Source organism: Salinicola acroporae (genome assembly GCF_003206615.1).
In the GTDB taxonomy this organism is placed as follows: domain Bacteria; phylum Pseudomonadota; class Gammaproteobacteria; order Pseudomonadales; family Halomonadaceae; genus Salinicola; species Salinicola acroporae.
Window position 1 is genome coordinate 143,581 of sequence record NZ_PZJW01000001.1, and the last position, 23,376, is coordinate 166,956.

20 protein-coding genes are annotated in these 23,376 nt (G+C 64.8%); 16 read left to right on the top strand and 4 right to left on the bottom strand.

Features of this window, described 5'->3' with window-relative positions:
* Positions 1–16: 16 nt before the first annotated feature.
* Positions 17–1,024, bottom strand: coding sequence for a phosphotransferase enzyme family protein (locus DOM54_RS00625; RefSeq protein WP_110714498.1), 1,008 nt, complete (start codon positions 1,022–1,024; stop codon positions 17–19).
* Between the two features lie 232 nt (positions 1,025–1,256).
* Here DOM54_RS00625 and DOM54_RS00630 point away from each other — a divergent pair, with 232 nt between their 5' ends.
* Together DOM54_RS00630 and eat are read left to right on the top strand one after the other, a co-directional pair.
* Entirely contained in the window at positions 1,257–2,567 is a 1,311-nt protein-coding gene (locus tag DOM54_RS00630) for an aspartate aminotransferase family protein (protein ID WP_110714499.1), read from the top strand.
* Between the two features lie 52 nt (positions 2,568–2,619).
* On the top strand, positions 2,620–3,996 hold the full coding sequence (eat, locus tag DOM54_RS00635; protein WP_110714500.1) for an ethanolamine permease: 1,377 nt from the start codon (positions 2,620–2,622) through the stop codon (positions 3,994–3,996).
* A 62-nt stretch (positions 3,997–4,058) separates the two neighbouring features.
* Here the strand turns inward: eat and DOM54_RS00640 are convergent, their stop codons facing one another.
* Positions 4,059–4,814, bottom strand: coding sequence for a FadR/GntR family transcriptional regulator (locus DOM54_RS00640; protein WP_110714501.1), 756 nt, complete (start codon positions 4,812–4,814; stop codon positions 4,059–4,061).
* Between the two features lie 304 nt (positions 4,815–5,118).
* On the opposite strand from DOM54_RS00640, the gene DOM54_RS00645 reads away from it, so the two are divergent.
* The 10 genes from DOM54_RS00645 (at position 5,119) to DOM54_RS00690 (ending at position 15,679) form a co-directional block, all read left to right on the top strand.
* A complete protein-coding gene (locus DOM54_RS00645) occupies positions 5,119–5,859 on the top strand; it encodes an SDR family oxidoreductase (RefSeq protein ID WP_110714502.1) in 741 nt (246 codons plus the stop codon).
* A gap of 69 nt (positions 5,860–5,928) precedes the next feature.
* Positions 5,929–6,771 carry an ureidoglycolate lyase gene (locus DOM54_RS00650; RefSeq protein ID WP_110714503.1) on the top strand — a complete coding sequence of 281 codons (843 nt, stop codon included), beginning with the start codon at positions 5,929–5,931 and terminating at the stop codon, positions 6,769–6,771.
* 120 nt (positions 6,772–6,891) lie between these two features.
* Positions 6,892–7,935 carry a zinc-binding alcohol dehydrogenase family protein gene (locus DOM54_RS00655; RefSeq protein WP_110714504.1) on the top strand — a complete coding sequence of 348 codons (1,044 nt, stop codon included), beginning with the start codon at positions 6,892–6,894 and terminating at the stop codon, positions 7,933–7,935.
* Positions 7,932–9,593 carry a UxaA family hydrolase gene (locus DOM54_RS00660; RefSeq protein ID WP_110714505.1) on the top strand — a complete coding sequence of 554 codons (1,662 nt, stop codon included), beginning with the start codon at positions 7,932–7,934 and terminating at the stop codon, positions 9,591–9,593. The genes DOM54_RS00655 and DOM54_RS00660 overlap by 4 nt, the downstream gene beginning before the upstream one ends.
* On the top strand, positions 9,590–10,720 hold the full coding sequence (locus tag DOM54_RS00665; RefSeq protein WP_110714506.1) for a mannitol dehydrogenase family protein: 1,131 nt from the start codon (positions 9,590–9,592) through the stop codon (positions 10,718–10,720). The genes DOM54_RS00660 and DOM54_RS00665 overlap by 4 nt, the downstream gene beginning before the upstream one ends.
* Before the next feature lie 70 nt (positions 10,721–10,790).
* Entirely contained in the window at positions 10,791–11,786 is a 996-nt protein-coding gene (locus DOM54_RS00670; RefSeq protein ID WP_110714507.1) for a C4-dicarboxylate TRAP transporter substrate-binding protein, read from the top strand.
* A gap of 299 nt (positions 11,787–12,085) precedes the next feature.
* A complete protein-coding gene (locus DOM54_RS00675; protein WP_110714508.1) occupies positions 12,086–12,619 on the top strand; it encodes a TRAP transporter small permease in 534 nt (177 codons plus the stop codon).
* Between the two features lie 5 nt (positions 12,620–12,624).
* Positions 12,625–13,908: a TRAP transporter large permease gene (locus tag DOM54_RS00680; RefSeq protein ID WP_110714509.1), complete on the top strand. Its 1,284-nt coding sequence runs from the start codon at positions 12,625–12,627 to the stop codon at positions 13,906–13,908.
* A gap of 159 nt (positions 13,909–14,067) precedes the next feature.
* Positions 14,068–14,841, top strand: coding sequence for a FadR/GntR family transcriptional regulator (locus DOM54_RS00685; protein WP_110714510.1), 774 nt, complete (start codon positions 14,068–14,070; stop codon positions 14,839–14,841).
* Positions 14,842–14,890: 49 nt separating this feature from the next.
* A complete protein-coding gene (locus tag DOM54_RS00690; RefSeq protein WP_110714511.1) occupies positions 14,891–15,679 on the top strand; it encodes an SDR family oxidoreductase in 789 nt (262 codons plus the stop codon).
* 205 nt (positions 15,680–15,884) lie between these two features.
* Here the strand turns inward: DOM54_RS00690 and DOM54_RS00695 are convergent, their stop codons facing one another.
* Positions 15,885–17,684 carry an IlvD/Edd family dehydratase gene (locus DOM54_RS00695; protein ID WP_110714512.1) on the bottom strand — a complete coding sequence of 600 codons (1,800 nt, stop codon included), beginning with the start codon at positions 17,682–17,684 and terminating at the stop codon, positions 15,885–15,887.
* Between the two features lie 132 nt (positions 17,685–17,816).
* A complete protein-coding gene (gene araD1 / locus DOM54_RS00700) occupies positions 17,817–18,824 on the bottom strand; it encodes an AraD1 family protein (RefSeq protein WP_110714513.1) in 1,008 nt (335 codons plus the stop codon).
* 477 nt (positions 18,825–19,301) lie between these two features.
* On the opposite strand from araD1, the gene DOM54_RS00705 reads away from it, so the two are divergent.
* Genes DOM54_RS00705 through DOM54_RS00720 form a run of 4 tightly spaced genes read left to right on the top strand, consistent with a single transcriptional unit; the run spans position 19,302 to position 23,365 of the window.
* Entirely contained in the window at positions 19,302–20,279 is a 978-nt protein-coding gene (locus DOM54_RS00705; RefSeq protein ID WP_110714514.1) for a tripartite tricarboxylate transporter substrate binding protein, read from the top strand.
* A 28-nt stretch (positions 20,280–20,307) separates the two neighbouring features.
* Positions 20,308–20,781: a tripartite tricarboxylate transporter TctB family protein gene (locus DOM54_RS00710; RefSeq protein WP_110598368.1), complete on the top strand. Its 474-nt coding sequence runs from the start codon at positions 20,308–20,310 to the stop codon at positions 20,779–20,781.
* Between the two features lie 14 nt (positions 20,782–20,795).
* Complete coding sequence (locus tag DOM54_RS00715; RefSeq protein ID WP_110714515.1) at positions 20,796–22,313, top strand: tripartite tricarboxylate transporter permease; 1,518 nt, start codon at positions 20,796–20,798, stop codon at positions 22,311–22,313.
* Positions 22,310–23,365, top strand: coding sequence for an Ldh family oxidoreductase (locus DOM54_RS00720; RefSeq protein ID WP_110714516.1), 1,056 nt, complete (start codon positions 22,310–22,312; stop codon positions 23,363–23,365). Before DOM54_RS00715 ends, DOM54_RS00720 begins: the two co-directional genes overlap by 4 nt.
* The last annotated feature ends 11 nt before the right edge of the window (positions 23,366–23,376 follow it).

Here is a 23,376-nt window from a genome sequence, read left to right on the forward strand (position 1 = left end):
CAGCCATCGGCTCGGTTCAACCTTCGCCCACCGGCAGATGGCCATCGAGATAGCGCTGGACCAGGCGCACAGAGTGGTCGGCCCAATCCGGCCCCAGGTCAGCCACTTGCTGGGTCTGCGCATGAGACCCCACCCAAGCCAGCAATTGGATACGCCGCTGGGCGATCATCGCCGGAATGATATCGAGATCGGCCTGATCGAGATCGGCGATCTGCCGATATCCTTCGAGCCAGTGATCTACCCAGGCCAGAGCGCTTGGGTGATGCTCTTCGAAACTCAGAGCCGCGGCGAGATCGTGCATGTACCAGCCGAGACCGCAGTCGTCGAAGTCGATGACCTTGGTGTCGTCACCCTCGATCAGCAAGTTGGTCAGTCGAAGGTCCGCATGGATCAGGCCATAGCGCTCCGGCGACTGTCCGTAGCGCTCCAGCTCCCCCGCGATTCGGCCCAGCGCCCGTTCGATGATCGGCCAGTCCTTGGGGTCAAGATGGGGCGCATCCTGCCAGCGGCCCCAATGCCCCCGTTCCCCCACCATGGTTTGGTGATTCCAGACGATTCGCTTGAACCCAGAGGGGCGTCGCCAGCCGCGACTATGGCGGTGGAGCTGCGCGGTGATCTCTCCCAGCCGGCGAAAGGCGCGAGGATCGACCGCGTTGGTCGGCATCTCGCCCTCGATCCAACCGAACAGAACGGCGTGACGCGATTCGCCATCGTCCAGTGCCAGCGTCAACACCGTTTCACCATCGGCGGCAGTGACGGGCTCGGGGACCTGGAGCCCGATGTCACGTAGTGCCGCCAGCCACGAAAGTTCGCTGACGATATCCTGGTGCTGGTGATAGCCGCCTCGATGTAAGCGCAGTGCATAGCGGTTGCCGTGGGTATCGTGCAACGAGAAGGTGGCGTTTTCCGAGCGGCATAGCAGGCTCGGCGTGCTCTGGTAGGCACTCGGATAGCGCGCAATGGCAGCTTCCGCGAGGCGAAAAAGCGAAGCGTTATCCAGCGAATCGGCCTGAGTGGCAGCCATGAGCTGACTCCTTGAACGGGGCATACGCTGACAGCATGCGATTAATGCCACACGTTCGGCTTGACCGCCCGGTGCGAACATTTGACTTCGCGTGACACCACGGCGATTCGGACGGCCATGTTGACTCTCGGACACAGACGGCGCCGTGCCTGGGTCAAGTTTTTGCAGCGTCCGACGCGCATCATCGGCTACCTGGATCGCTACCACTTCCATTCTCGCCAGGGAGATCATCATGCTGAAGACCAATGCCTTCGACGCGAATGCCAGCGACTCGCTGAGCGCCGACAAGCGCGATATGATCAAGCGCCGCCGCCGGCTGCTCGGCCCGGCCTATCAACTGTTCTACAAAGACCCACTGCATCTGGTCCGCGGCGAAGGGGTGTGGGTATTCGACGCCGACGGTCGGCGCTATCTCGACGTCTACAACAACGTGCCCTCGGTGGGACACTGCCATCCGCGCGTGCTGGCGGCACTGACCCACCAGGCAGGGCTGCTCAATACCCATACCCGCTACCTGCATGACAACGTGCTGGATTTCGCCGAGAAGCTGATCGGCACCATGCCCCCGGCACTCAGCCAGGTGATGTTCACCTGCACCGGCAGCGAGGCGAACGACCTAGCACTGCGCATTGCCGAGGACTACACCGGCGGTACCGGCATGATCGTGACCGACTACAGCTATCATGGCATGACCAAGTCGATCGCCGCCCTCTCTGCATCGATGGGTCCCTATGTCAAACTCGACCGTGACGCCCGCGCCATTCCTGCGCCGATCCACGACCCCGCCAACCCGGAAGCGGTCGGCAAGCGCTTCGCCGCCGATGTCAGGGCGGCGATTGCCGACATGCAGCGTCACGGCATCAAGCCGGCCGCGCTGCTCATCGATACCTTCTTTACCAGCGACGGCGGCTTCTTCGACCCGCCGGGCTTTTTGCAGGAGGCGGTCGAGGCAATCCGCGACGCTGGTGGACTCTACATCGCCGACGAGGTACAGCCCGGCTACGGCCGTAGTGGGGAGCACATGTGGGGCTTCCAGCGCCACGGACTGGTGCCAGATCTGGTGACACTGGGCAAACCGATGGGCAACGGCCATCCGATGGCCGCGACCGTGGTCAAGCCGCATATCCTAGAGCGCTTCGGCAGCGAATCAAGCTACTTCAACACCTTTGGCGGCAATACCGTCTCCGCCGCTGTTGGCCTGGCGGTTCTGGAAGTGATTGAACAGGAGAACCTACTGCCGTCGATCCGTCAGGCCGGCAAGACCATCGTCGACGGCATAGCCGCGCTCGCGAGGCGCTATCCCGTTGTTGCTAACGTGCGAGGCGTGGGCCTTTACGCGAGCGTCGAGATCGTCGATGCCGAAGGCCGGCCGGACGCCGCGATGGCGCTCAAGATCGTCAACGGTCTGCGTGACGAGGGGGTACTGATCGGCGCCATCGGCCCACACTCGAACATCCTCAAGATTCGCCCGCCGCTGGTGTTCAAGGCAGAGCACAGCCGGATGCTGGTGACAGGACTGGAGACGGTACTCTCGCGCCTGTGAAAGGCCACTCCCATCAAAAGTGCTTTATCAGCCACTCATGACGGAGAACGACATGTCATCGCCGACAACAATAAATACGCTGAAGCCGACACTGGGCCCGATACAACTATGGGGGATCGCCGTCGGGCTGGTGATTTCAGGCGAGTACTTCGGCTGGAGCTACGGGTGGGGCGTCGCCGGAACCCTGGGTTTCCTGGTGACAACGCTCATGGTCGCCACAATGTATAGCTGTTTCATCTTCAGCTACACCGAGCTCACCACCGCCATTCCCCACGCCGGCGGCCCATTCGCATTCAGCCGCCGCGCTTTCGGTGAGTTCGGTGGCATGATCGCCGGAATGGCCACGCTGATCGAGTTCGTGTTCGCCCCGCCGGCCATCGCGCTCGCCATCGGCGCCTATCTCAACGTCCAGTATCCGACCCTGAATCCGCAGCTGGCGGCCATCGGCGCCTACGCCATCTTCATGACACTCAATATCCTGGGCGTGAAGCTGGCGGCGATGTTCGAACTGCTGGTCACCTCGCTGGCGGTGATCGAGCTGCTCATCTTCATGGGCGTGGTCGCGCCGGGATTCAGCATGGCCAATTTCGTCGCTAATGGCTGGGCGGGCAGTCACGAGTTCACCGGGCATGCGATGTCCGGCATCTTCGCCGCCATCCCGTTCGCCATCTGGTTCTTCCTCGCTATCGAAGGTGCGGCGATGGCTGCCGAAGAGACTCGCGATCCCCGCCGCACCATCCCCCGAGCCTACATCAGCGGCATCATCACTCTGGTTATCCTTGCCTTCGGCGTGATGATGATGGCTGGTGGCGTCGGCGACTGGCGCACGCTCTCCGATATCAACGATCCGCTGCCGCGGGCGATGAGGATGGTGGTAGGCGAGGACTCCCGCTGGATGCACATGCTGGTCTGGATCGGACTGTTCGGCCTAGTCGCCAGCTTTCACGGCATCATCCTGGGCTATTCGCGCCAATTCTTCGCCCTGGCCCGCGCTGGCTACCTGCCGCGTGGCCTGGCCAGGCTCTCCCGTTTTCAGACGCCCCACCGAGCGATTCTCGCCGGCGGTGTCATCGGCATCGCCGCGATTCTCAGCGACGGACACTTCGACCTGCAGGGCATGAGCCTAACTGCCGCGATGATCACCATGGCGGTGTTCGGCGCCATCGTCATGTATGTCATGAGCATGCTGAGCCTGTTCCGGTTGCGCCGCGTCGAGCCGGACCTCGAGCGCTGGTATCGCGCGCCCGGCTACCCGGTCGTGCCGCTTGTCGCGCTGCTAATGGCACTGGTCTGTCTCGTCGCCATGCTCTGGTTCAACCCGACGATCGCGCTGCTCTTCGTTGGCCTGATGCTGCTGGGAGGGCTCTACTTCTTGTTGACCAAGACACAGCGCAGGGATGCGGAAGATACGATCGCCATGACCCCCTGACGACTTGAGAGGACGCACACGACTCCGGCGAGGCACCTCGCCGGAGCCTGTCGTCCCGCGCTTCATGCATCGAAGAATACTCTCAGCACATGGTCCATGTGCACTTCCATCGCCTTCCTCGCCGCATCGGGATCGCGACTCTCGATCGCTGCCAGGATGCGCTGGTGGTCATCCTGCGATTGGCGAGGCATGTCGGTCTCCATGAACAGTTCCTGGAGACGGCGAAACATCTTGCCGTACTGGTGGCCGAGCAGATGCTTGAGGGTCATGGCATAGGCCGCGTTGCCCGAGGCCTCGGCGATACGGATATGCAGAAGCCGGTCGCCGGCCTGGTTGCGGCCACCGTGCCGGTTGTCCTCGACATTGCGGGCATAGGCGGCGCGCATCGCGGCGAGATCCTCGTCGCTGGCGTTGAGCGCCGCCAGCGCCGCCGTCTCTGGCTCGAGATAGCGTCTCGCCTGTAACAGCGAGAACGGCGGGATTTCCTGGTCCAGATCGAGCTCGACCTCGCTGGCGAATTCGGGATCCAGCGCCCACCCTTCCTGGCGCCGGGCCGCGCTCATCACCGAACTGCCCACCTCCTCGTGCCGCTCCAGCACCATCACGCCATGGCCAACGCGCACCTCCACTTGGCCGATGACCTCCAGTGCGATCAGCGCCTCCCGCACCGACGCCCGACTGACTCCCAACTGCTGCGCCAGGTCGCGCTCCGGCGGCAGCAGGGTGCCCGGGGGGAACTCCCCCTGGCGGATCAAAACCAGCAACTGGTCGGCAATCTGGCGATAGAGCCGCTGTGCGCGAATGGTCTGGATCGGCATCCATCGATCTCCCGGTTTCATGAGCAGGACGAGCCTGGCTCTGCTAGAAGCATTGACGGCCGACGTCTTTCCGAGTGTCAACGTCGCAGCGGCGAACGCCGCCATTTCTGAGGCAGAGCCTAGACATTGGTCGCAAATGACAACGCTGCCAGCGGCTTTCGGCGGCTTATTAGACGTTTGGCGATTTGCGAGTCGTTTCCGCAAAGGATAATACTTGGACCAATGGTCAGGCCTTTAGACATTAGAACCGACACAGGCCCCGGAATCAAAAAACCGTCTCGATCACGCCACAGGAGCCAGTGCCATGCGACTCGCCCACAAGACCGCCCTGATTACCGCTGCCGGCCAGGGGATCGGCCGTGCCACCGTCGAGCGTTTTCTGGCCGAGGGCGCCCGCGTGATCGCCACCGACATCGACGCTGCCAAGCTGGAAGGATTGGCCAACGCCCAGTGCCACGCGCTGGACGTCACCGATGGCGAAGCCGTGCGGGAGCTGATCGAGTCGCTGCCGCCGCTGGATATCCTGTTCAACTGCGCCGGCACGGTGCCGAGCGGCTCGATCCTCGAGTGCGACGACACCCAGTGGCGCTTCGCCCAGCGCCTCAACGTCGACTCCATGTTCTACACGATCCGCGCCGCCCTGCCAGCGATGCTGGACAACGGCGGCGGTAGCATCATCAACATGTCGTCGCTCGCCTCCAGCGCCAAAGGGGTGGTCAACCGCTTCGCCTACGGCACGACCAAGGCCGCGGTGATCGGGCTGACCAAATCCGTTGCCGCCGACTACATGACCCGCGGCATCCGCTGCAACGCGATCTGCCCCGGCACCGTCGACTCCCCTTCCCTGCGGGAGCGGGTCGCCGAGCAGGCACGCCGACAAGGCCGCACCAACGACGAGGTATTTGCCGAGTTCATCGCCCGCCAACCCATGGGCCGGCTGGGCAAGGTGGAGGAGATTGCCGCGCTGGCGACGCACCTGGCCAGCGACGAGGCCGCCTTCATCACCGGCACGGTGCAGATGATCGATGGCGGCTGGTCGAATTGATGGAAACTCTCGTAGCTCGTAGCTCGACATTAGACGCCCTTCGCTTATGGATACAGAAAAGGAGATCGCATGAAACTGCTACGCCACGGCCCCAAGGGTCAGGAAAAGCCCGGTCTGGTCGATACCAACGGGGTCGTTCGCGATCTCTCCGGCCAGATCGACGATATTGCCGGCGACGTGCTCTCCGACTCGGGCCTGGCCCGGCTGGCGCAGATCGATACCGCCAACCTGCCCGAAGTCTCCGCCGATACGCGGCTCGGCCCTTGTGTCGGCCGGGTCGGCAAGTTCATCTGCATCGGTCTCAACTACTCCGATCACGCCGCCGAGACCGGTGCCGAGGTGCCCGCCGAGCCGGTCGTGTTCAACAAGTGGACCAGCGCCATCTGCGGTCCCAATGACGACGTCGAGATTCCCCGCGGTTCGACCAAGACCGACTGGGAAGTGGAGCTGGGCGTGGTGATCGGCAAGGGCGGGCGCTATATCGACGAAGCCGATGCCATGAACCATGTCGCCGGCTACTGCGTGGTCAACGACGTCTCCGAGCGCGAGTACCAGCTCGAACGCTGCGGCAGCTGGGACAAGGGCAAGGGATGCGACACCTTCGGCCCGCTCGGCCCGTGGCTGGTCACCCGCGACGAGATCAGCGACCCGCAGAACCTCGACATGTGGCTCGAGGTCGACGGCAAGCGCTACCAGAACGGTTCGACCCAGACGATGGTCTACGGGGTCGCCCATTTGATCGCCTATCTCAGCCGTTTCATGAGCCTGCAACCGGGTGACGTGATCTCTACCGGCACGCCCCCGGGCGTCGGCATGGGTCAGAACCCGAAAGTCTTCCTCAAACCGGGTCAGACCATGCGCCTGGGCATCGAGGGTCTGGGCGAACAGCAGCAGCGCTGCGTCGAGAGCTGATGCGGTAGAACGCCACCCCTGACCGGTGTTGCCGGGAGGGGTGGCTCGTCAATATTGGCCTGACCTTTGGGCCTATGCATCCGCTACTCTTGTGTCATCGACGCCTCAAGGAGCGTTTTCATGCAAGTCGTCGTCTGCTCGAAGCCGAACGAGATGAGCCTCATCGACCGACCGGTGCCCGATTGCCAGCCCGGCGAGGCGCTGGTGGCGATTCGTCGCATCGGTATCTGCGGCACCGACATTCACGCCTTCGGCGGCAATCAGCCCTACTTCGACTACCCCCGCGTGCTCGGCCACGAGCTGGGCGGCGAGGTGGTCGCGGTGGCCGCTGACGTCGACCCGTCACTGGTCGGCCAGGCGGTCTACGTCATCCCCTACCTGCACTGCGGCGAGTGCCGCGCCTGCCGTCAAGGCCGCACCAACTGCTGTCAGCGACTCGAGGTGATCGGCGTCCATCGCGACGGCGGCATGGCGGAGAGGCTAAATGTCCCGGCATCCCATCTGGTGCCGGTGCCCGGCCTGTCGGCGGAAGCGCTGGCACTGGTCGAGTGCCAGGCCATCGGCGCCCACGCCGTGCGCCGCGCCCAGGTCGCCGCCGACGAACTGGTGCTGGTGGTCGGTGCGGGGCCGATCGGTATCGGCGTGCTGCAGGTGGCCAAGAGCTGCGGTGCACGGGTGGCGATGATCGATACCAATCGCGACCGCCTGGCACTGTGCCGCGACGACTTGGGTGCCGATGCCGTCTGGCACGCATTCGACGACGAGATCGGCGCCGAGATCGAGATGCTCAACGACGGCGCCTTGGCCGACGTGGTGTTCGACGCCACCGGCAACCCCGGGGCGATGAACCGTGGCTTCGACTTCGTCGGCCACGGCGGGCGCTACGTCCTGGTCAGCGTGGTCAAGGCGGACGTCAGCTTCAGCGACCCGGAGTTCCACAAGAAGGAGCTCACCCTTCTCGGCAGTCGCAACGCCACACACGAGGATTTCGAGACCGTCACCCGGCTGATGGCCAGTGGCGACCTCCTCACCGAACCGTTGATCACGCACCGCGGCCGGCTCGAGGAGCTGCCGACGTTGATGCCCCAGTGGTGCGCGCCCGACAGCGGCGTGGTCAAGGCGATGGTGACGCTGGATGCCGAACCCGCGAGAGCCGAACCATGAGCGATACACGCCTCGAGACCATCGGCACCGACGGCCCGACCCGGATCACCCTGCGCATCCATCCCGACGACAACGTGGCGGTAGCGCTGACCGACCTGCCGGCCGGCCGCCGGGTCGTGATCGACGACCAAGATATCACCCTCGCCGACAATGTCCGCCACAAGCACAAGTTCACCCTCGAGGCGCTTTCACCGGGCGATATCGTCACCCTGTACGGTGTCACCGTGGGCAAGGCGACGCGAGCCATTCCCCTGGGCGGCGTCATCAGCGTGGACAACCTCGCCCACGCCACGGAGAGCGATGACGTCCAGCCCGGCAGCAAGACCTGGACGCCGCCGGAGGTGGCGCGCTTCCAGGGCACGACCTTCGATGGGTTCCATCGCCCCGACGGCGGCGTCGGCACCGCCAACGTCTGGCTGGTGATCCCGCTGGTGTTCTGCGAGAACCGCAATATCGAGGTACTGCGCCAATGCGTTGCCGATGCCCTGGGCGACGACCCTTACCGTGGCTACAAGCGCATGGCGCGGCAAATGCTGGACGGGATGCCCGATGACTCGCTCGGCGACCCTTTCGAATCGCAGGCGCCAAGACGCTTCCCCCATGTCGATGGCGTGCGCTTCCTGACCCATACCCTGGGTTGCGGCGGCACCGACGACGATGCCGAGGCGCTGTGCCAGTTGCTGGCCGGCTATATCTGCCACCCCAACGTGGCAGGGGCGACGGTGCTGAGCCTCGGCTGCCAGAAGGCGCAGATCGCGATGCTCAAGGCGGCAGTGGCCCAGCGCGACCCGAAGCAGTTGCGAACGGTGGACTATTTCGATCAGCAGTCCTCACCCAGCGAGGAAGCGCTGATTCGCAACGCGCTGCAGTCGATCTTCGACGGCCTGGCGGCGGCCAACCGCATCACCCGACAGCCGGCACCGCTGGCCAAGCTCACCCTCGGTGTCGAATGCGGCGGTTCCGACGGTTTTTCCGGGATCTCCGCCAATCCGCTGGTGGGCGCCGTGGTCGATCGGCTGGTGGCGCTGGGCGGTAGCGGCATTCTCGCCGAGTTCCCGGAGCTTTGTGGGGTCGAGCACGAGCTGGTTGCCCGCTGCACCGACACGGATGTCGCCGGACGCTTCCGCGATCTGATGCAGGCCTATCAGCGCCACGCCGCGGCGGTGGGCGCCGATTTCTCGATGAATCCCTCGCCGGGCAACATCCGCGACGGCCTGATCACCGACGCGATGAAATCCGCCGGCGCGGCCAAGAAAGGCGGCGATGGCCCGGTGGTCGACGTGCTCGACTACACCGAGCCCCACCGGCGCCCCGGGCTCAGCCTGCTCTGCACGCCGGGCAACGATGTCGAATCGACCACCGCCCTGGCCGGCTCCGGCGCCAACCTGATCCTCTTCACCACCGGGCTCGGCACGCCCACCGGCAATCCGGTGGCGCCGGTGCTCAAGATCGCCAGCAACAGCGAGCTGGCGGCGCGCATGCGCGACATCATCGACTTCGACGCCGGCCCCATCGTGCGTGGCGAACGCAGCATCGACGAACTGGCGGAAGCACTGCTGACACTGTGCATCGAGGTCGCCTCGGGGCGTCACCCGTCACACGCCCAGCGCCTCTCCCAGCACGACTTCATTCCCTGGAAGCGCGGGGTCTCGCTATGACGACCACCAGCCACGCGAACGACTACCGCGACGCCGGTATCGTCCAGTTTGGCACCGGACGTTTCCTGCTCGCCCACGTCGACGCGCTGGTCTCGGAGTCGCTGGAGCGCGGAGAGAGCGACGAGCGCATCGTGGTGGTTCAGAGTTCGACCCGGGAGGAAGGCAAGCGCAAGGCGCGCCTGCTGGCCGAGCAGCGCCGCTATCCGGTGCGGATTCGTGGCCGCCGTGACGGCGCGACCATCGATCGCGAGCAGGTGGTCGACAGCGTCGCCGGCTGCCTGATCGCCGCCGAACAGTGGGACGTGCTCAAGCGCCACGTGGTCGAGCACGCCCGTATCATCGTCTCCAACACCGCCGACAACGGTTACGAGGTTGGCGACGACTCGAGCCTTGCCAGCGTGCCGGCGAGCTTTCCCGGTAAATTGACGCAGCTGCTGCGGGCGCGCTTCGAGGCCGGCAACGACGGCCTGACGATCCTGCCCTGCGAGCTGATCGAGCACAACGCCAGCCGGTTGAAATCACTGGTAACGGCGATGGCCAGCCGCGACGGCGGCTCCCCCCGCGACAGCGAGGCATTCGTCGACTGGCTCGACCACTGCTGCGTCTGGGCCGACACGCTGGTGGATCGCATCGTCTCGGCACCGCTGGAGCCGCTGGGAGCCATCGCCGAACCCTACGCGCTCTGGGCCATCCAGCGCCAACCCGGCCTGGCGATTCCCTGCCTCCATCGAGATGTCGAGGTCGTCGACGACCTGCGCCCGGCGATGCTGCGCAAGCTGCACATTCTCAATCTCGCCCACACCTATCTGGTCGACCGCTGGCAGCGTGCCGACCGGCCAGTGGAATTCGTGCGCGAGGCGATGGCACGCCCCGAGCTGAGCGAGCCGCTGCGCGCGCTGCTCGACGACGAGGTGCTGCCGGTGCTGGCCGCCGAACTGCCGTGGGATGAGCTCGAACGCTACCGCGACGTCACCCTGGAGCGCTTCGCCAACCCCTTTCTCGACCACCGCCTGGCGGACATCGCCCAGCACCATGCAACCAAGCTGGAGCGCCGCCTGCGTCCGGTGGTGGGGCAGGCGCGCCTGCAGGGGCGTGCCACGCCCAGGCTCGACGAGGCGTTGCCATGACAGCCCCGCCCCTTGCCGCAGACACACGACCGATCCACCACGACCAACCGACAGCACTCGGAGCACGCTCATGTTGACTCAACGATTCTTCCGATTGACCGCCTCGCTCGCCCTGGCGGGCCTTTCCACCGTCGCCCTGACGGGCGTGGCCCAGGCCGCCACCGAGATCCGCGTCGCCTACGGCAACCAGCCGGGCGAGCCGGTCGACGTGGCGGTCAAGGCCTGGGCGAAAGAGGTCGCGGAAGCGAGTGATGGCGAGTTGACGCTGAAGGCGTTTCCCGCCAGCCAGCTCGGCGGCGAAACCGAAGTGATGGAACAGGCCCGGTTCGGCTCGCCACTGATCACCATCACCGCCTACTCCAACTTCATCAGCTCGGTACCGGACCTCGCCGTGCTGGACGCGCCCTATCTGGCCAAGGACTTCGACAGCAAGCTCAAGGTCTTCGATTCCGACTGGTTCGCCGAGCAGGAACAGAAGGTCGAGGAAGCCGGCTATCACATCGTGATTCCCAACACCGTCTACGGCGTGCGCCAGTTGCTCTCCCGCGAGCCGGTGGCCACGCCGGAAGACCTGGCCGGGGTCAAGATCCGGGTTCAGAACTCGCCGATGTACGTCGCCGCGATCAAGGCGATGGGCGCGGTGCCCACGCCGATGTCACTGGGAGACGTCTACCCCTCCCTGGCCCAGGGCCTGGTCGACGGCGTCGAGAATCCGCTGCCGGTACTCTACGGCGGCAAGTTCTATGAAGTGGTGAAGAACCTCAACCTTACCTCGCACATGCACACCGTCGCCCCCTTCGTCACCGGCGAGGCGTTCTGGCAGCAGTTGAGCCCCGAGGACCAGAAGATCCTTACCGAGACCGGTCAGGAGATGGCCCAGAACCTGCGAACCCTGGTCGAGGAGCAGACCGAGAAGTCGCTTCAGCAACTCGAGGATGCCGGTGTCCAGGTCCACGAGGTGGATACCGCCCCGTTCCGCGAGCGCGCTCAGGAAGAGATTCCCAAGGCGTTCCCGCAGTGGAGTGAAGGGCTGTATCAGAAGGTCAGCAACATCATCAACGACTAGTATCGATGCCTGCGCGAGCGAATCGCGGCGTTGCGCGGGGCTCGAAGCCCTCGCCTGACACCCCGTTATGTCTCGTGTGACTCGTAGCCTTCGGCAACTCGCCCTCACGGGCCGCCCGGCGGGCGTTCTCTCCGCTGCGCTACGAGTCTGCGCCCCGCGCGCCTTGCGACCCACCTGGATGTGGGAAGTGCGGTTGTTCGTCGGGAACGAATATAACCGCTTCATCTCGCTCGGCAATCGATCCTGCTCTGATCAACGTTGCAACGTGGCTGTCGCTCACGCCCCAAGGGTTGAAATCCATGCAAACGCTTTTCAAGGCGCTCGACCGCCTGATGCGGCTCGATGAGGTGATCGCCAGCCTGGCGCTGTTCGGGCTGTTCGTGGTCGCCATCGCCAATGTCTTCATGCGCTACCTGTTCTCGTCTCCGCTGGCGTGGAGCGAGGAGATCCTGCAGCTTTTGATGGTGTGGGCGACCTTTCTCGGCGCCAGCGCGCTGGTGCGGCGCAACGAGCACGTCCTGATCGGCCTGCTGGGGGACAAGCTGCCGCCCCGGCTGCGTCGCTGGAATACCCGGCTCTTCAACGTCGGCATCGTCATGCTGTGTGCCCTGGCGATGCTCTACTGGGGGCTGGAACTGCTGCCCTTCTCGCGCTTTCGCAGCACGCCGATGCTGCAGATCCCTTACACCTGGATCCATGTCGCCATCCCCATCAGCGCCGCCATGATGCTCTACCACGGGCTGGTGCGGCTGGTCAGCGATGACCGTGACGTGGCGTCAGCGGACGCGACCGCAGATGTCCTGACCGCCGATGTCTTGAATACCAAGGAGTGATATCGATGGCCGTTGGCATTGCGCTCGTCGCGCTCTTCATCCTGTTCTGCCTGGGCACGCCGGTCGCCTTCGCGCTGTTCGCGTCGAGCCTGGCCTACTTCCTGATCGGTGCCGACCAGCCCATGGTGACGCTGATCCAGCGCCTCGCCGGCGGGCTGGAGTCGATATCGCTGCTGGCGATTCCGTTCTTCATCATGGCCGGCGTGTTCATGAACCACTCCGGCATCACCGAGCGCCTGCTCAAGCTGGCCGAGCTGATGACCCGCCGCCTGCACGGCGGGCTGGCCCAGGCCAACGTGCTGCTGAGCACCTTCATGGGCGGGCTCTCCGGTTCCAACATCGCCGACGCGGCGATGAACGCCAAGCTGCTGGTGCCGAGCATGACCAGGGCCGGCTACCCCAAGGCGTTCTCCAGTGCGATCACCGCCTCGTCGTCGCTGATCACCTCGACCATACCGCCGGGCATCGCGCTGATCGTCTACGGCTACGTCAACAACGTCTCGATCGGCCGGCTGTTCCTGGCCGGCGTCGTCCCCGGGGTGCTGATGGCGATCGCCATGATGGCGCTGGTATCGATCCAGTGCCGCCGCCTCGGCTACCAGAAGCCGCGCCGCGAACGTGTATCGCGTCACGAGTGGGTCAGCGTGACCCGCGCCGGTATCATCGCCCTGCTGCTGCCGGTAGTGGTGATCGGCGGTATCCGTATCGGCGTGTTCACGCCCACCGAGGCGGGCGCCATGGCGGTGCTCTACGCGCTGATCGTGGGGCTGTTCGTCTACCGTCAGATGGGGCTCGGCAGCGTCGCCGTGGCCACCCGCGAATCGCTGATGGCCTCGGTCAACGTGCTCTTCATCATCGCCGTGGCGTCGGGCTTCGCCCGCGTGCTCACCTGGGAGCAGATTCCGCAGCAGATCGCGCTGATGCTCTCCTCGGGCGTCGGCAGCGCGGTCGCCTTCCTGTTGATCGCCAACCTGCTGCTGCTGGTGCTGGGGATGTTCCTCGAGGGCAACGCCATCCTGATCGTGCTGTCGCCGCTGCTGGCGCCGGTCGCCGCTCAGTTCGGCATCGACCCGGTGCACTTCGGCATCGTCTTCATCCTCAACGCCTCGATCGGCACGATAACGCCACCGCTGGGGACGGTGATGTTCACCACCTGCTCGATCACCGGCGTCTCGATCGGCGCCTTCATTCGCGCCATCGTGCCCTACTGGCTGCTGCTGGTGGCGCTGCTGCTGGTGGTCACCTTCGTTCCCGCGGTCTCGCTGACACTGCCCAACTGGGTGTTTTGAGCGCCGATGAAAGCCATGCGGGGGCGCTGCCGGATAAGACAATGGCCGTATGTCGGCCATTGTCAGTCGCTTCGCCATCGATCAGGCGGGTAAGATGACGTTGCGCCGAAATATGTCGAACATATTTCTTCATGACACCGTGAGTCGAGACTTTACTTCGTGTCGGACAAGCCAACGCCCCCCGCTGCCAAACGCATCAGCGTCTCCGAAGCGCTGGTACGCGAGATCTTCGCCGGCCGCTACCAGCCCGGCGACTTCGTGCCCAAGGAGATCGATCTCTGCGAACGGTTCGCGCTCAATCGTTCGGCCGTGCGCAGTGATCTGCGTCAACTGGTGGATGCCGGCATCATCGAGCGCATCTCCGGGTACGGTTCCCGCGTTCGCCCCTACTCCGAATGGAATATCCTCGATCCCCAGGTCACCGACTGGATGGTCCGTTTCGCCACTCCCGTTCCGGGTATCCAGCGCGAGATCCTGGCGTTCCGATTCGACGTCGAACCCTACGTAGCGATGACGGCGGCCAAGCGCGCCACGGCGAGGGACCTGGTGGCAATCGAGGAAGCCTTCGAGGGCATGGGCCAGCATCTGCGCCAGCCCGCGGATGCCGGTCACCGCGCCCGCCTGCACAGCGACTGCGACGTGGCCTTTCATGTCGCCATCTTCAAGGCGACCCACAACATCGTCTGGACCCAGCTCTCGCACATTCTGAAGCCCTCGATTCACTTGCTGGTGGAGACCTCCAATGTCAGCGCCAGTGATCCCGAGGAGAGCCTGGAGCGCCATCGCGAGCTGATGGAGTGCATTCGCACCCGTCGCCCTCGGGACGCCTTCTTCGCCTCGGTGGCGGTACTGGAGGGCACGGCTGCCGCGCTTGGCATCGAGATGCCGGACACGCGACTGGGAGAGATACCCGAAGCGCTGGGCGACCGATAGCTCGAGGCTGCCCGCACAATTTACCCTCACCGCATGATCAGGAGGTTCCATGGATCTAGGCATCAACGGCCGCTGGGCCATCGTCTGCGCCGCCAGCCAGGGGTTGGGCAAAGGGTGCGCCACCGCCTTGGCGAGAGAAGGCGTCAATCTGGTCATCAATTCGCGCCGCCAGGAGGCTCTCGAGGCGGTGGCGGAGGAGCTGCGCCGGATGAACGCGGCGATCGAGGTACGCGCGATCGCGGGCGATATCGGCGACCCGGCCACTCGGCAGGCCCTGCTATCCGCCGTGCCTCAGGTCGATATTCTGATCAACAACAACGGCGGGCCGCCCCCGGGCGATTTCCGCGACTGGTCGCGGGACGACTGGATCGCCGCGCTGGATGCCAACATGCTCGCGCCCATCGCGCTGATCCAGGCCTGCGTCGACGGCATGGCGGAGCGCGGCTTCGGTCGCATCGTCAATATCACCTCGTCGGCGGTGAAAGCGCCGATCGACGTGCTCGGGCTGTCCAACGGCGCCCGTAGCGGCCTGACCGGATTCGTCGCCGGCACGGCCCGCCAGTCACGCCTCGCCAGCCGCAATGTCACCATCAACAACCTGTTGCCGGGGAGCTTCGACACCCAGCGTCTGCGCGGTAACATCGAGCGAGCGGCCGGCAAGGCCGGGCGCGACGCCGAGGATGTCGCCAGTGACCGAGCCACAGCGATCCCCGCCGGCCGCTTCGGCAAACCCGAAGAGTTCGGTGACGTCTGCGCCTTCCTCTGCAGCCAGCAGGCCGCCTACATGACCGGTCAAAACGTGCTGCTCGATGGCGGCGCCTATCCGGGGACTTTTTAGGGCGCCCGAAGCCGCGCCTGTCCGGGGGCTTACTACGGCGCCCGTAGGCGCGGCTTTATCTTGGTCGAAATGCTCCGAGACGCACCTCTGTCTCTAGCGCTTCCAAGCTAGCGCCGCTCTCTGGAGAGCCCGAGGCTCACCCTCGCTCTTGGCTCTTGGCTCTTGGCTCGTCGCTCTTAGCTCGTCGCTCGTCGCTCGTCGCTCGTCAGTGGTTGTCCCGCGGCAGGTCCCAGGCAATGGCGCGGTACTTGGTCGCCGGCGCCAGGGTCATGCCGCGGTCCAGCGGCTCGACCATCGAGCGCTGGATCTCCTGCCACGGGGTCTGATGATCGCGATAGGGATAGCCGCCGCTGGCCTCGAGCCTGGCGCGTCTTGCCGCCAGTTCCTCGTCGTCGATCAGCAGATTGGCTTCGCCACGCTTGAGATCGATACGGATCCGATCACCGGTTTCCAGCAGAGCCAGACCGCCACCGGTCGCCGCTTCCGGTGAGGCGTTGAGAATCGAGGGCGAGCCGGAGGTTCCGGACTGGCGCCCGTCACCGAGGCATGGCAGCGAGTCGATACCCCGCTTGATCACCGCTTCCGGCGGCTGCATGTTGACCACCTCGGCGCCTCCGGGGTGTCCCACCGGGCCAGCGCCGCGCATCACCAGGATCGTGTTCTCGTCGATGTCCAGCGCCGGGTCGTCGATGCGCGCGTGATAGTCCTCGGAGCCGTCGAAGACAGCGACCTTGCCCTCGAATGCCTCCGGGTCCTCCGGCCTGGAGAGATAGCGGCGGCGAAAGTCATGCGAAATGACGCTGGTCTTCATCAGCGCGGAGTCGAACAGGTTGCCCTTGAGGTTGAGGAAGCCAGCCGACTCGACCAGCGGATCGGCGTAGCGCCGGATCACGTCGTCATCCTGGGTCTCGCGACCGAAGCAGTTGGTGTGGAGCGTCTGGCCGTTGACCGTCAGTGCGTCGCCATGGAGCCGCCCTGCCGTCAGAAGTTCGTGAACCACCGCCGGCACGCCACCGGCGCGGAAGAATTCCTCGCCGAGATAGGCACCGGCCGGCATCACGTTGGCAAGCAGCGGTATGGCATGCCCGAGGCGTTGCCAGTCATCGTTGGTGAGCTCGATCCCGGCATGCCGGGCGATGGCGTTGATATGCACGGGCGCATTGCTGGAACCGCCCAGCGCGGAGCAGACGACGATGGCGTTCTCGAACGCTTCCCGGGTGAGGATGTCGCTCGGGCGCAGGTCCTCCCACACCATCTCGACGATCCTAACGCCGGTCTCATAGGCGACCATCGGCCGCTCCTTGTAGGGCGCGGGAATCATCGCCGAGCCGGGCAGGCTCATGCCCAGCGCCTCGGCCATGGAGTTCATGGTCGAGGCCGTCCCCATGGTGTTGCAATGCCCCACGGACGGGGCCGAGTCGGCGATCCTGGCCAGGAACTCGGGGTAGTCGATCTCGCCGGTGGCGAGGCGCTTGCGCAGCTCCCACACGATGGTACCCGAACCGACCCTTTCCTTGCCGCGCCAGCCGTTGAGCATCGGTCCGCCGGAGAGCACGATCGCCGGAATATCGGCGGTGGCGGCAGCCATCAGGCAGGCCGGCGTGGTCTTGTCGCAGCCGGTGGTCAGCAGCACCCCGTCCAGCGGATAGCCGTGCAGTACCTCGACCAGGCCCAGGTAGGCAAGATTGCGGTCCAGTGCGGCCGTCGGCCGGCGCACGTTCTCGTGGATCGGATGCAGCGGGAACTCGAACGGGATGCCGCCCGCCGCACGGATGCCGGCCTTGACCCGCTCCACCAGTTGGATGTGATGCCGGTTGCATGGCGTCAGGTCGGAGCCGGACTGGGCAATGCCGATGATCGGCCTGCCGGAGGAGAGCTCTTCCAGCGTAATGCCGTAGTTCATGTAGCGCTCCAGGCAGAGCGCCGTGGTACCGGCGTGGTCGGGATTGTCGAACCACCAGCGCGAGCGCAACTGGTCGGCGGTTCGGCGGGGACGTTCGCTCATGATCAGGACTCCAGAACGGTCAGGTCCGGCGTCCACCGGCCGGGCAGCCGCCGGAACGCCGTCATGCATGGGGGATTCGACGACGCGACGACCCTGGCGGCCAGTCCGGCACGTCATTGTGTCACGAAGCGGTCAGAGCGCCTTGGCGGCCGAGTAGCCGAAATCGTCCTCGCTGCCGAGCACGTTGCGCAGCGGTCGCCCCAGCGTCGGCAGATCGATCTCGTAGCGGTCACCCGGCTCGACGACGATCTTGTCGGCGAAGCTCAGCGTCGCGGTGCCGAAGAAATGCACATGGACATCTCCCGGGCGACGGAAGTTGCGATACTTGAAGTGGTGATGTTCGAGATTGGCTAGGCTATGGGCCATGTTGCCCTCGCCGGTCAGGAACGGCTTCTCCCACAGGGTGCGGCCGTCGCGCACGATGCGACTGGTGCCCTCGAGGTGCTCGGGCAGCTCGCCAACGAAAAGTTCCGGCCCGAAACTGCAGGCGCGCAGCTTGGAATGCGCCAGCCACAGATAGTTGAAACGCTCGGTGACGTGATCGGAGAATTCGTTGCCGATGGCATAGCCGACCCGCCACGGCTGGCCATCCCTGCCGATTACGTAGAGACCCGCCAGCTCCGGCTCTTCCCCCGCGTCTTGGGCGAACGACGGGCTCGGGATCTCGGTCTCCGGCGCGACCACGCAGTCGCCATCCCCCTTGTAGAACCACTCCGGCTGCGGGCCCACCTCTCCCGCCCTCGGCTTGCCGGCCTCCACACCCATGCGAAACATGCGCATCGAATCGGTCAACTCGCTGTCGTCGACGCGATCAGACGACTGCATGGCAGCGGCATGCATCGCCGAGCGCGTATCGGCGCTGCCCAGGTGCGTCAATCCGGTGCCGGTCACCAGGCAGTGTGCCGGGTCGGGATGGGTCAGCGGCGGCAACAACCGGCGCTCCTCGACCAATCTGGCGTAGTCGAGCCGGGTTTCGGTCAGCGCGGCCTCGACCACGGTGGTCAATGAGTTGCCGTCGGCGATGGCGCGCTTGGCCAGACCGTATACGCCCTCGTCGCCATCGACGACCTGGACCTCATGTTCGTCGACGACCATCGCTACGGTCAGGCGGTCATCGTTCAGGCACTGTATCAGGCGCATCGGCACTCTCCTCGCATCGATCATCGGTCACTGTCGCCAATGGCCCGGCGGCGGCAGAACGCCGCGCATAGTTTCCGTCCGGGCCCACGCCATCGCGGCACAACGACCACCATTTATCATCAACGGCATATGTTGAACATATAAAAAATAAGTACAACATAGACTTTCGGAGCAAATACGTCGGCCGTTAACCGGCGTAATCTGCACCTGGAAGGTCCTGGATCGCTGCCGTTCCGCTATCGTTTTTTGACCGATGACGTTGAAAACGGAGATAAAAATAGAGCTGATTGGATCATGAACTGATGCCGCCACTGGATCCATTGGGCAGCGCAGATTTATGACCGTTATACCAATGTCTAGCCAATACGTTTATTGCACCCAATGGTCATAAATCATAGTTTCAGTGAGCGACAGGCCGATCACGTGGCGGTAAAAAAACCAAAACGCCAACAACACCCCTCCCCAAGGAGACACGCCATGAAGACATCAATCAACAAGCGTCATCTCGCTGGATTACTGGGATTGTCCCTGCTGCTGCCGCTGCCGGCGCTGGCCGACTATCCCGAAAAGCCGATCACGCTGATCGTCCCCTGGGCGGCTGGCGGCGGCACCGATGCGACCGCGCGAACCATCGCTGCCGCGCTGGAGGAGGAACTGGGGCAGACCGTCAACGTGGTCAACCGAACCGGCGGTAGCGGCGTGGTGGGACACACCGCCATGGCCATGGCCAAGCCCGATGGCTACACGCTTGGCCTGATCACCGGCGAAATCAACATGATGCACTGGCAGGGGCTGACGCAGCTGACCTACAAGGACTACACCCCCATCGCCCAGATCAACTACGACTACGCCGGCATCCAGGTGGCGGCTGATGGTCCCTTCGACTCGGTCCAGTCGCTGGTCGACAAGATCGGGGCCGAGCCCGCGCGAACTTATACCGCGTCCGGCACCGGCCAGGGCGGCGTGTGGCATCTGGCCTTCGCCGGCTTCCTGCTGGACCAGGGCATGGAAGCCGACCGTGTCTCCTGGATTCCCAGCCAGGGCGCCGCGCCGGCGATGACCGAGATGGCGGCGGGCAGCATCGACATCGTGCCCAGCTCGGTGCCCGAAGGCCGCTCGATGATCGAGGCTGGCAAGGCCAGGAGCCTGGCGATCATGGCGCCGGAGCGGCTCGCGAGCTTCCCCGACGTCCCCACGCTGAAGGAGGCGATCGGTAGCGATTACACCATCGGTGAGTGGCGCGGCATCGCCGGCCCCAAGGGAATGGACCCGGACGTCGTGAAGACCCTGGAGACGGCCATCGAGGCCGCCTACAACAGCGACACCTACCAGAGCTTCATGGCCAAGCAGGGCTTCGGCACCGAGTGGCGCGGGGCGGACGATTTCGGCCAGTTCATGGCCGAGCAGGACGAACGCTTCGGCAAGATCGTCGAGCAGGTGGGACTGGCCAAGTGATCCAGCGACCCGAACGGGAGATGACTGCATGAGAGACTTCCTGCTCGGGCTGGCATTCGTGATCGGCGGCGGCGTGGTCATCGCCGTCGCCCAGACCTACCCAACCATGCCGACCCTCCAGTTCGGCCCCTCGCTGTTTCCCTCGCTGATCGGCGGGGGCATGGTGATCGGCGGACTGGTGCTGGCACTGACCCGGGTAGGCCAACTCAGGATCGCGTTCGCCGGCCCCCGTGCCCAGACACCACGATACGATTATCGGGGCCTGCTGATCTCGCTGCTGCCCTGTGCGCTGATCGTCTTCTATATCCTCGCCAGCGAGTGGCTGGGCGCGCCCTTGTGCATGGCGGTGAGCATGCTGATTCTGATGCTGCTGCGCGGCGCCAGACCGTGGCTCTCGCTGATCGTGTCGCTGGTCGTCGCGACGGCGATCTATCTGCTGTTCTCACGCTATCTACTGATTCCGCTGCCGGAAGGCACCCTGCTGTCTCAAATCCTACCCTAGCCTGGTGATTGCCCATGGACTCCTTTCTGCAAGGCCTGGCAATGGTGTTCAACGTCCAGACGATGCTGGTCATCGTCGCGGCGGCCATCTTTGGACTCTTCGTGGGCGCCATTCCCGGCCTGACCGCCACCATGGCGGTAGCGCTGCTGGTGCCGATCACGTTCTACATGGATGCCACCCCGGCCATTGCCGCCATCGTGGCCACCTCGGCCATGGCGATCTTCGCCGGTGACATACCCGGCACCTATCTCAACATTCCCGGCACCCCGGCTTCCGCCGCCTATGTCGGCGAGTCCTATCGTCTCGCCCAGAAGGGCCGCGCTCGGGAAACGCTGGGTACCAACCTGGTCTGCTCCGTCATCGGTGGGCTGTTCGGCACCCTGGTGCTGGTCTTCGTCTCGCCCTCGCTGGCCGAAATGGCGCTCAATTTCAGCTCGTTCGAATACTTCTGGCTCGCCCTGCTGGGCCTGAGCAGCTCGATCTTCATCGCCATCGGTTCCCGGGTCAAAGCGTTCCTGTCGTTGACCGTCGGCCTGCTGCTCTCCACGGTCGGCCTGGACATGATGAGTGGCGCGCCGCGCTTCACCTTCGGCGTCCCCGACCTGATGGCCGGCATCAATTTCATCCCGGTGATGATCGGCATGTTCGCGCTCAACGAGATCATGATGTTCTACGGCTCGCGGGCCGAGGCACGCAGTGTCCCGGTGATGGCCAAGGACAGCGTGTTCGCCGGCGCGCCAAAGCACGTCAAGACCTACTGGCGTAACGTCCTTCGCGGCAGTTCGCTGGGCACGCTGATCGGCGCGCTGCCCGGTGCGGGTGCGGATATCGCAGCGTGGATCGCCTACGCGCTGGGCAAGAGCCGCTCCAAGGAGAAGGAAAAATATGGCAACGGCCATATCGAAGGCATCGTCGATGCCAGCTCCGCCAACAACTCCGGCATCAGCGGTGCCTGGGTACCGGCGCTGGTATTCGGCATCCCCGGCGACACCATCACCGCCATCGTCATCGGCGTGCTCTACATGAAGGGCATGAATCCGGGGCCGACGATCTTCATGAATGGCGGCGGCCAGGTCTATGCGCTGTTCACGGTCTTCTTCGTCGCCAACCTGATCATGCTGCCGATCGGCTACCTCGCCATCCGCGCCTCGAAGGTGTTCATCCTGACCCCGCGCAAGCTGCTGATGCCGGTGATTCTGAGCTTCTGCATCGTCGGCGCCTTCGCCATCAACAACTCGATCACCGATATCTGGATCATGCTGATCATCGGGATGGTGGCCTTCGTGCTGGCCCGCAATGACTTCCCCATGGCACCGGCGATCCTGGGCCTGGTGCTCGGCGGCACGCTGGAGAACAGCTTCATGAGTTCGATGCTGAAATCCAACGGCGATCTGCTGGCCTTCTTCGAACGGCCGATCAGCGCCGCCCTCGGCGCGCTGGTCATCCTGATCTGGCTGCTGCCCTCGTTGATCCGGCTGGTCCGCCGGCTGCGCAGCTCGCCGCCATCCAGTCACAAGCCGAGGTCCTCATGACACGCTACGATGCAGCCGACCTGCGCACTACCCTGGCCACGCTCTTCACCGAGAACGGCGCCTCGCCGGAAGTGGCGGAAACCACCGCCCGGATTCTGGTCGAGGGCGACCTGCTCGGTCACCATACCCATGGCGTGAAGCTGGCCAACGGTTATCTCAAGGATCTCAAGGCGGGACATGCCAGCGGCGACCACAGCCGGCTCGAGATCCAGGAGAACAGCCCGGTCGCGGCGCTGTTCGACGGCCACTACCTGCTGGGTCCGTACCTGGTGCAACGCGCGCTGGATCACTGCCGCGACGCGGCCAGTACCTTCGGGGTCGGCATGGTCAGTCTCAAGCGCTCGCACCACATCGCATGCCTGGCGGCGTACCTCCAGCCGCTGGTCGAGGCCAATCTGGTTCCGCTGATATTGACCTCGGACCCGGCGGTCGCCTCGGTCGCACCGTTCGGCGGCCTGGATCGGGTCTACACGCCGAACCCGTTGGCCATCGGTATCCCGGGGCGCGAACAGCCGCTACTGATCGACGTCAGCATGTCGACCATCACCAACGGCACCGTGGGCAAGACCCGTGCCGCCGGCGACAGGCTCGACCACCCGGCGATTCTCACCGGCCACGGCGAGATCAGTGACGACCCCGAGGACTATTTCGCCTCCCCGGCGGGGAGCATTCTGCCCCTGGGCGAACTCGCCTTCGGTCACAAGGGGTTTGCGCTGGGGCTGATGGTCGAAGCCTTGACCTCGGCCCTTTCCGGCTATGGCCGCAAGGACGCCCCGGAAGGCTGGGGCGCGTCGGTGATGGTCATGGTGATCGATCCGGCCCGTTTCGGTGGCGTGGAACCCTTCCTCGACGAGACCGACCACCTCGCCAGACGCTGCCTCGACAGCCGGCCGCGCGATCCCGCCCGGCCGGTCCGCCTGCCGGGTCAGTCCGGCCTCGCCCGTCGCCGGGACTATCTGGACAACGGTATTCCACTGCCATCGGACGTGGTGGAGGCCATGCGCGAGGCCGTGGCAGACTCATCGCTATCGGGCAGTACCGCGTTCGGCTGACGCCATCCCAT

Coding starts and splice junctions, on each gene's coding strand:
- DOM54_RS00625 (WP_110714498.1), bottom strand. CDS start 1,024: ATGGCTGCCACTCAGGCCGATTCGCTGGATAACGCTTCGCTTTTTCGC.
- DOM54_RS00630 (WP_110714499.1), top strand. CDS start 1,257: ATGCTGAAGACCAATGCCTTCGACGCGAATGCCAGCGACTCGCTGAGC.
- eat (WP_110714500.1), top strand. CDS start 2,620: ATGTCATCGCCGACAACAATAAATACGCTGAAGCCGACACTGGGCCCG.
- DOM54_RS00640 (WP_110714501.1), bottom strand. CDS start 4,814: ATGCCGATCCAGACCATTCGCGCACAGCGGCTCTATCGCCAGATTGCC.
- DOM54_RS00645 (WP_110714502.1), top strand. CDS start 5,119: ATGCGACTCGCCCACAAGACCGCCCTGATTACCGCTGCCGGCCAGGGG.
- DOM54_RS00650 (WP_110714503.1), top strand. CDS start 5,929: ATGAAACTGCTACGCCACGGCCCCAAGGGTCAGGAAAAGCCCGGTCTG.
- DOM54_RS00655 (WP_110714504.1), top strand. CDS start 6,892: ATGCAAGTCGTCGTCTGCTCGAAGCCGAACGAGATGAGCCTCATCGAC.
- DOM54_RS00660 (WP_110714505.1), top strand. CDS start 7,932: ATGAGCGATACACGCCTCGAGACCATCGGCACCGACGGCCCGACCCGG.
- DOM54_RS00665 (WP_110714506.1), top strand. CDS start 9,590: ATGACGACCACCAGCCACGCGAACGACTACCGCGACGCCGGTATCGTC.
- DOM54_RS00670 (WP_110714507.1), top strand. CDS start 10,791: ATGTTGACTCAACGATTCTTCCGATTGACCGCCTCGCTCGCCCTGGCG.
- DOM54_RS00675 (WP_110714508.1), top strand. CDS start 12,086: ATGCAAACGCTTTTCAAGGCGCTCGACCGCCTGATGCGGCTCGATGAG.
- DOM54_RS00680 (WP_110714509.1), top strand. CDS start 12,625: ATGGCCGTTGGCATTGCGCTCGTCGCGCTCTTCATCCTGTTCTGCCTG.
- DOM54_RS00690 (WP_110714511.1), top strand. CDS start 14,891: ATGGATCTAGGCATCAACGGCCGCTGGGCCATCGTCTGCGCCGCCAGC.
- DOM54_RS00695 (WP_110714512.1), bottom strand. CDS start 17,684: ATGAGCGAACGTCCCCGCCGAACCGCCGACCAGTTGCGCTCGCGCTGG.
- araD1 (WP_110714513.1), bottom strand. CDS start 18,824: ATGCGCCTGATACAGTGCCTGAACGATGACCGCCTGACCGTAGCGATG.
- DOM54_RS00705 (WP_110714514.1), top strand. CDS start 19,302: ATGAAGACATCAATCAACAAGCGTCATCTCGCTGGATTACTGGGATTG.
- DOM54_RS00710 (WP_110598368.1), top strand. CDS start 20,308: ATGAGAGACTTCCTGCTCGGGCTGGCATTCGTGATCGGCGGCGGCGTG.
- DOM54_RS00715 (WP_110714515.1), top strand. CDS start 20,796: ATGGACTCCTTTCTGCAAGGCCTGGCAATGGTGTTCAACGTCCAGACG.
- DOM54_RS00720 (WP_110714516.1), top strand. CDS start 22,310: ATGACACGCTACGATGCAGCCGACCTGCGCACTACCCTGGCCACGCTC.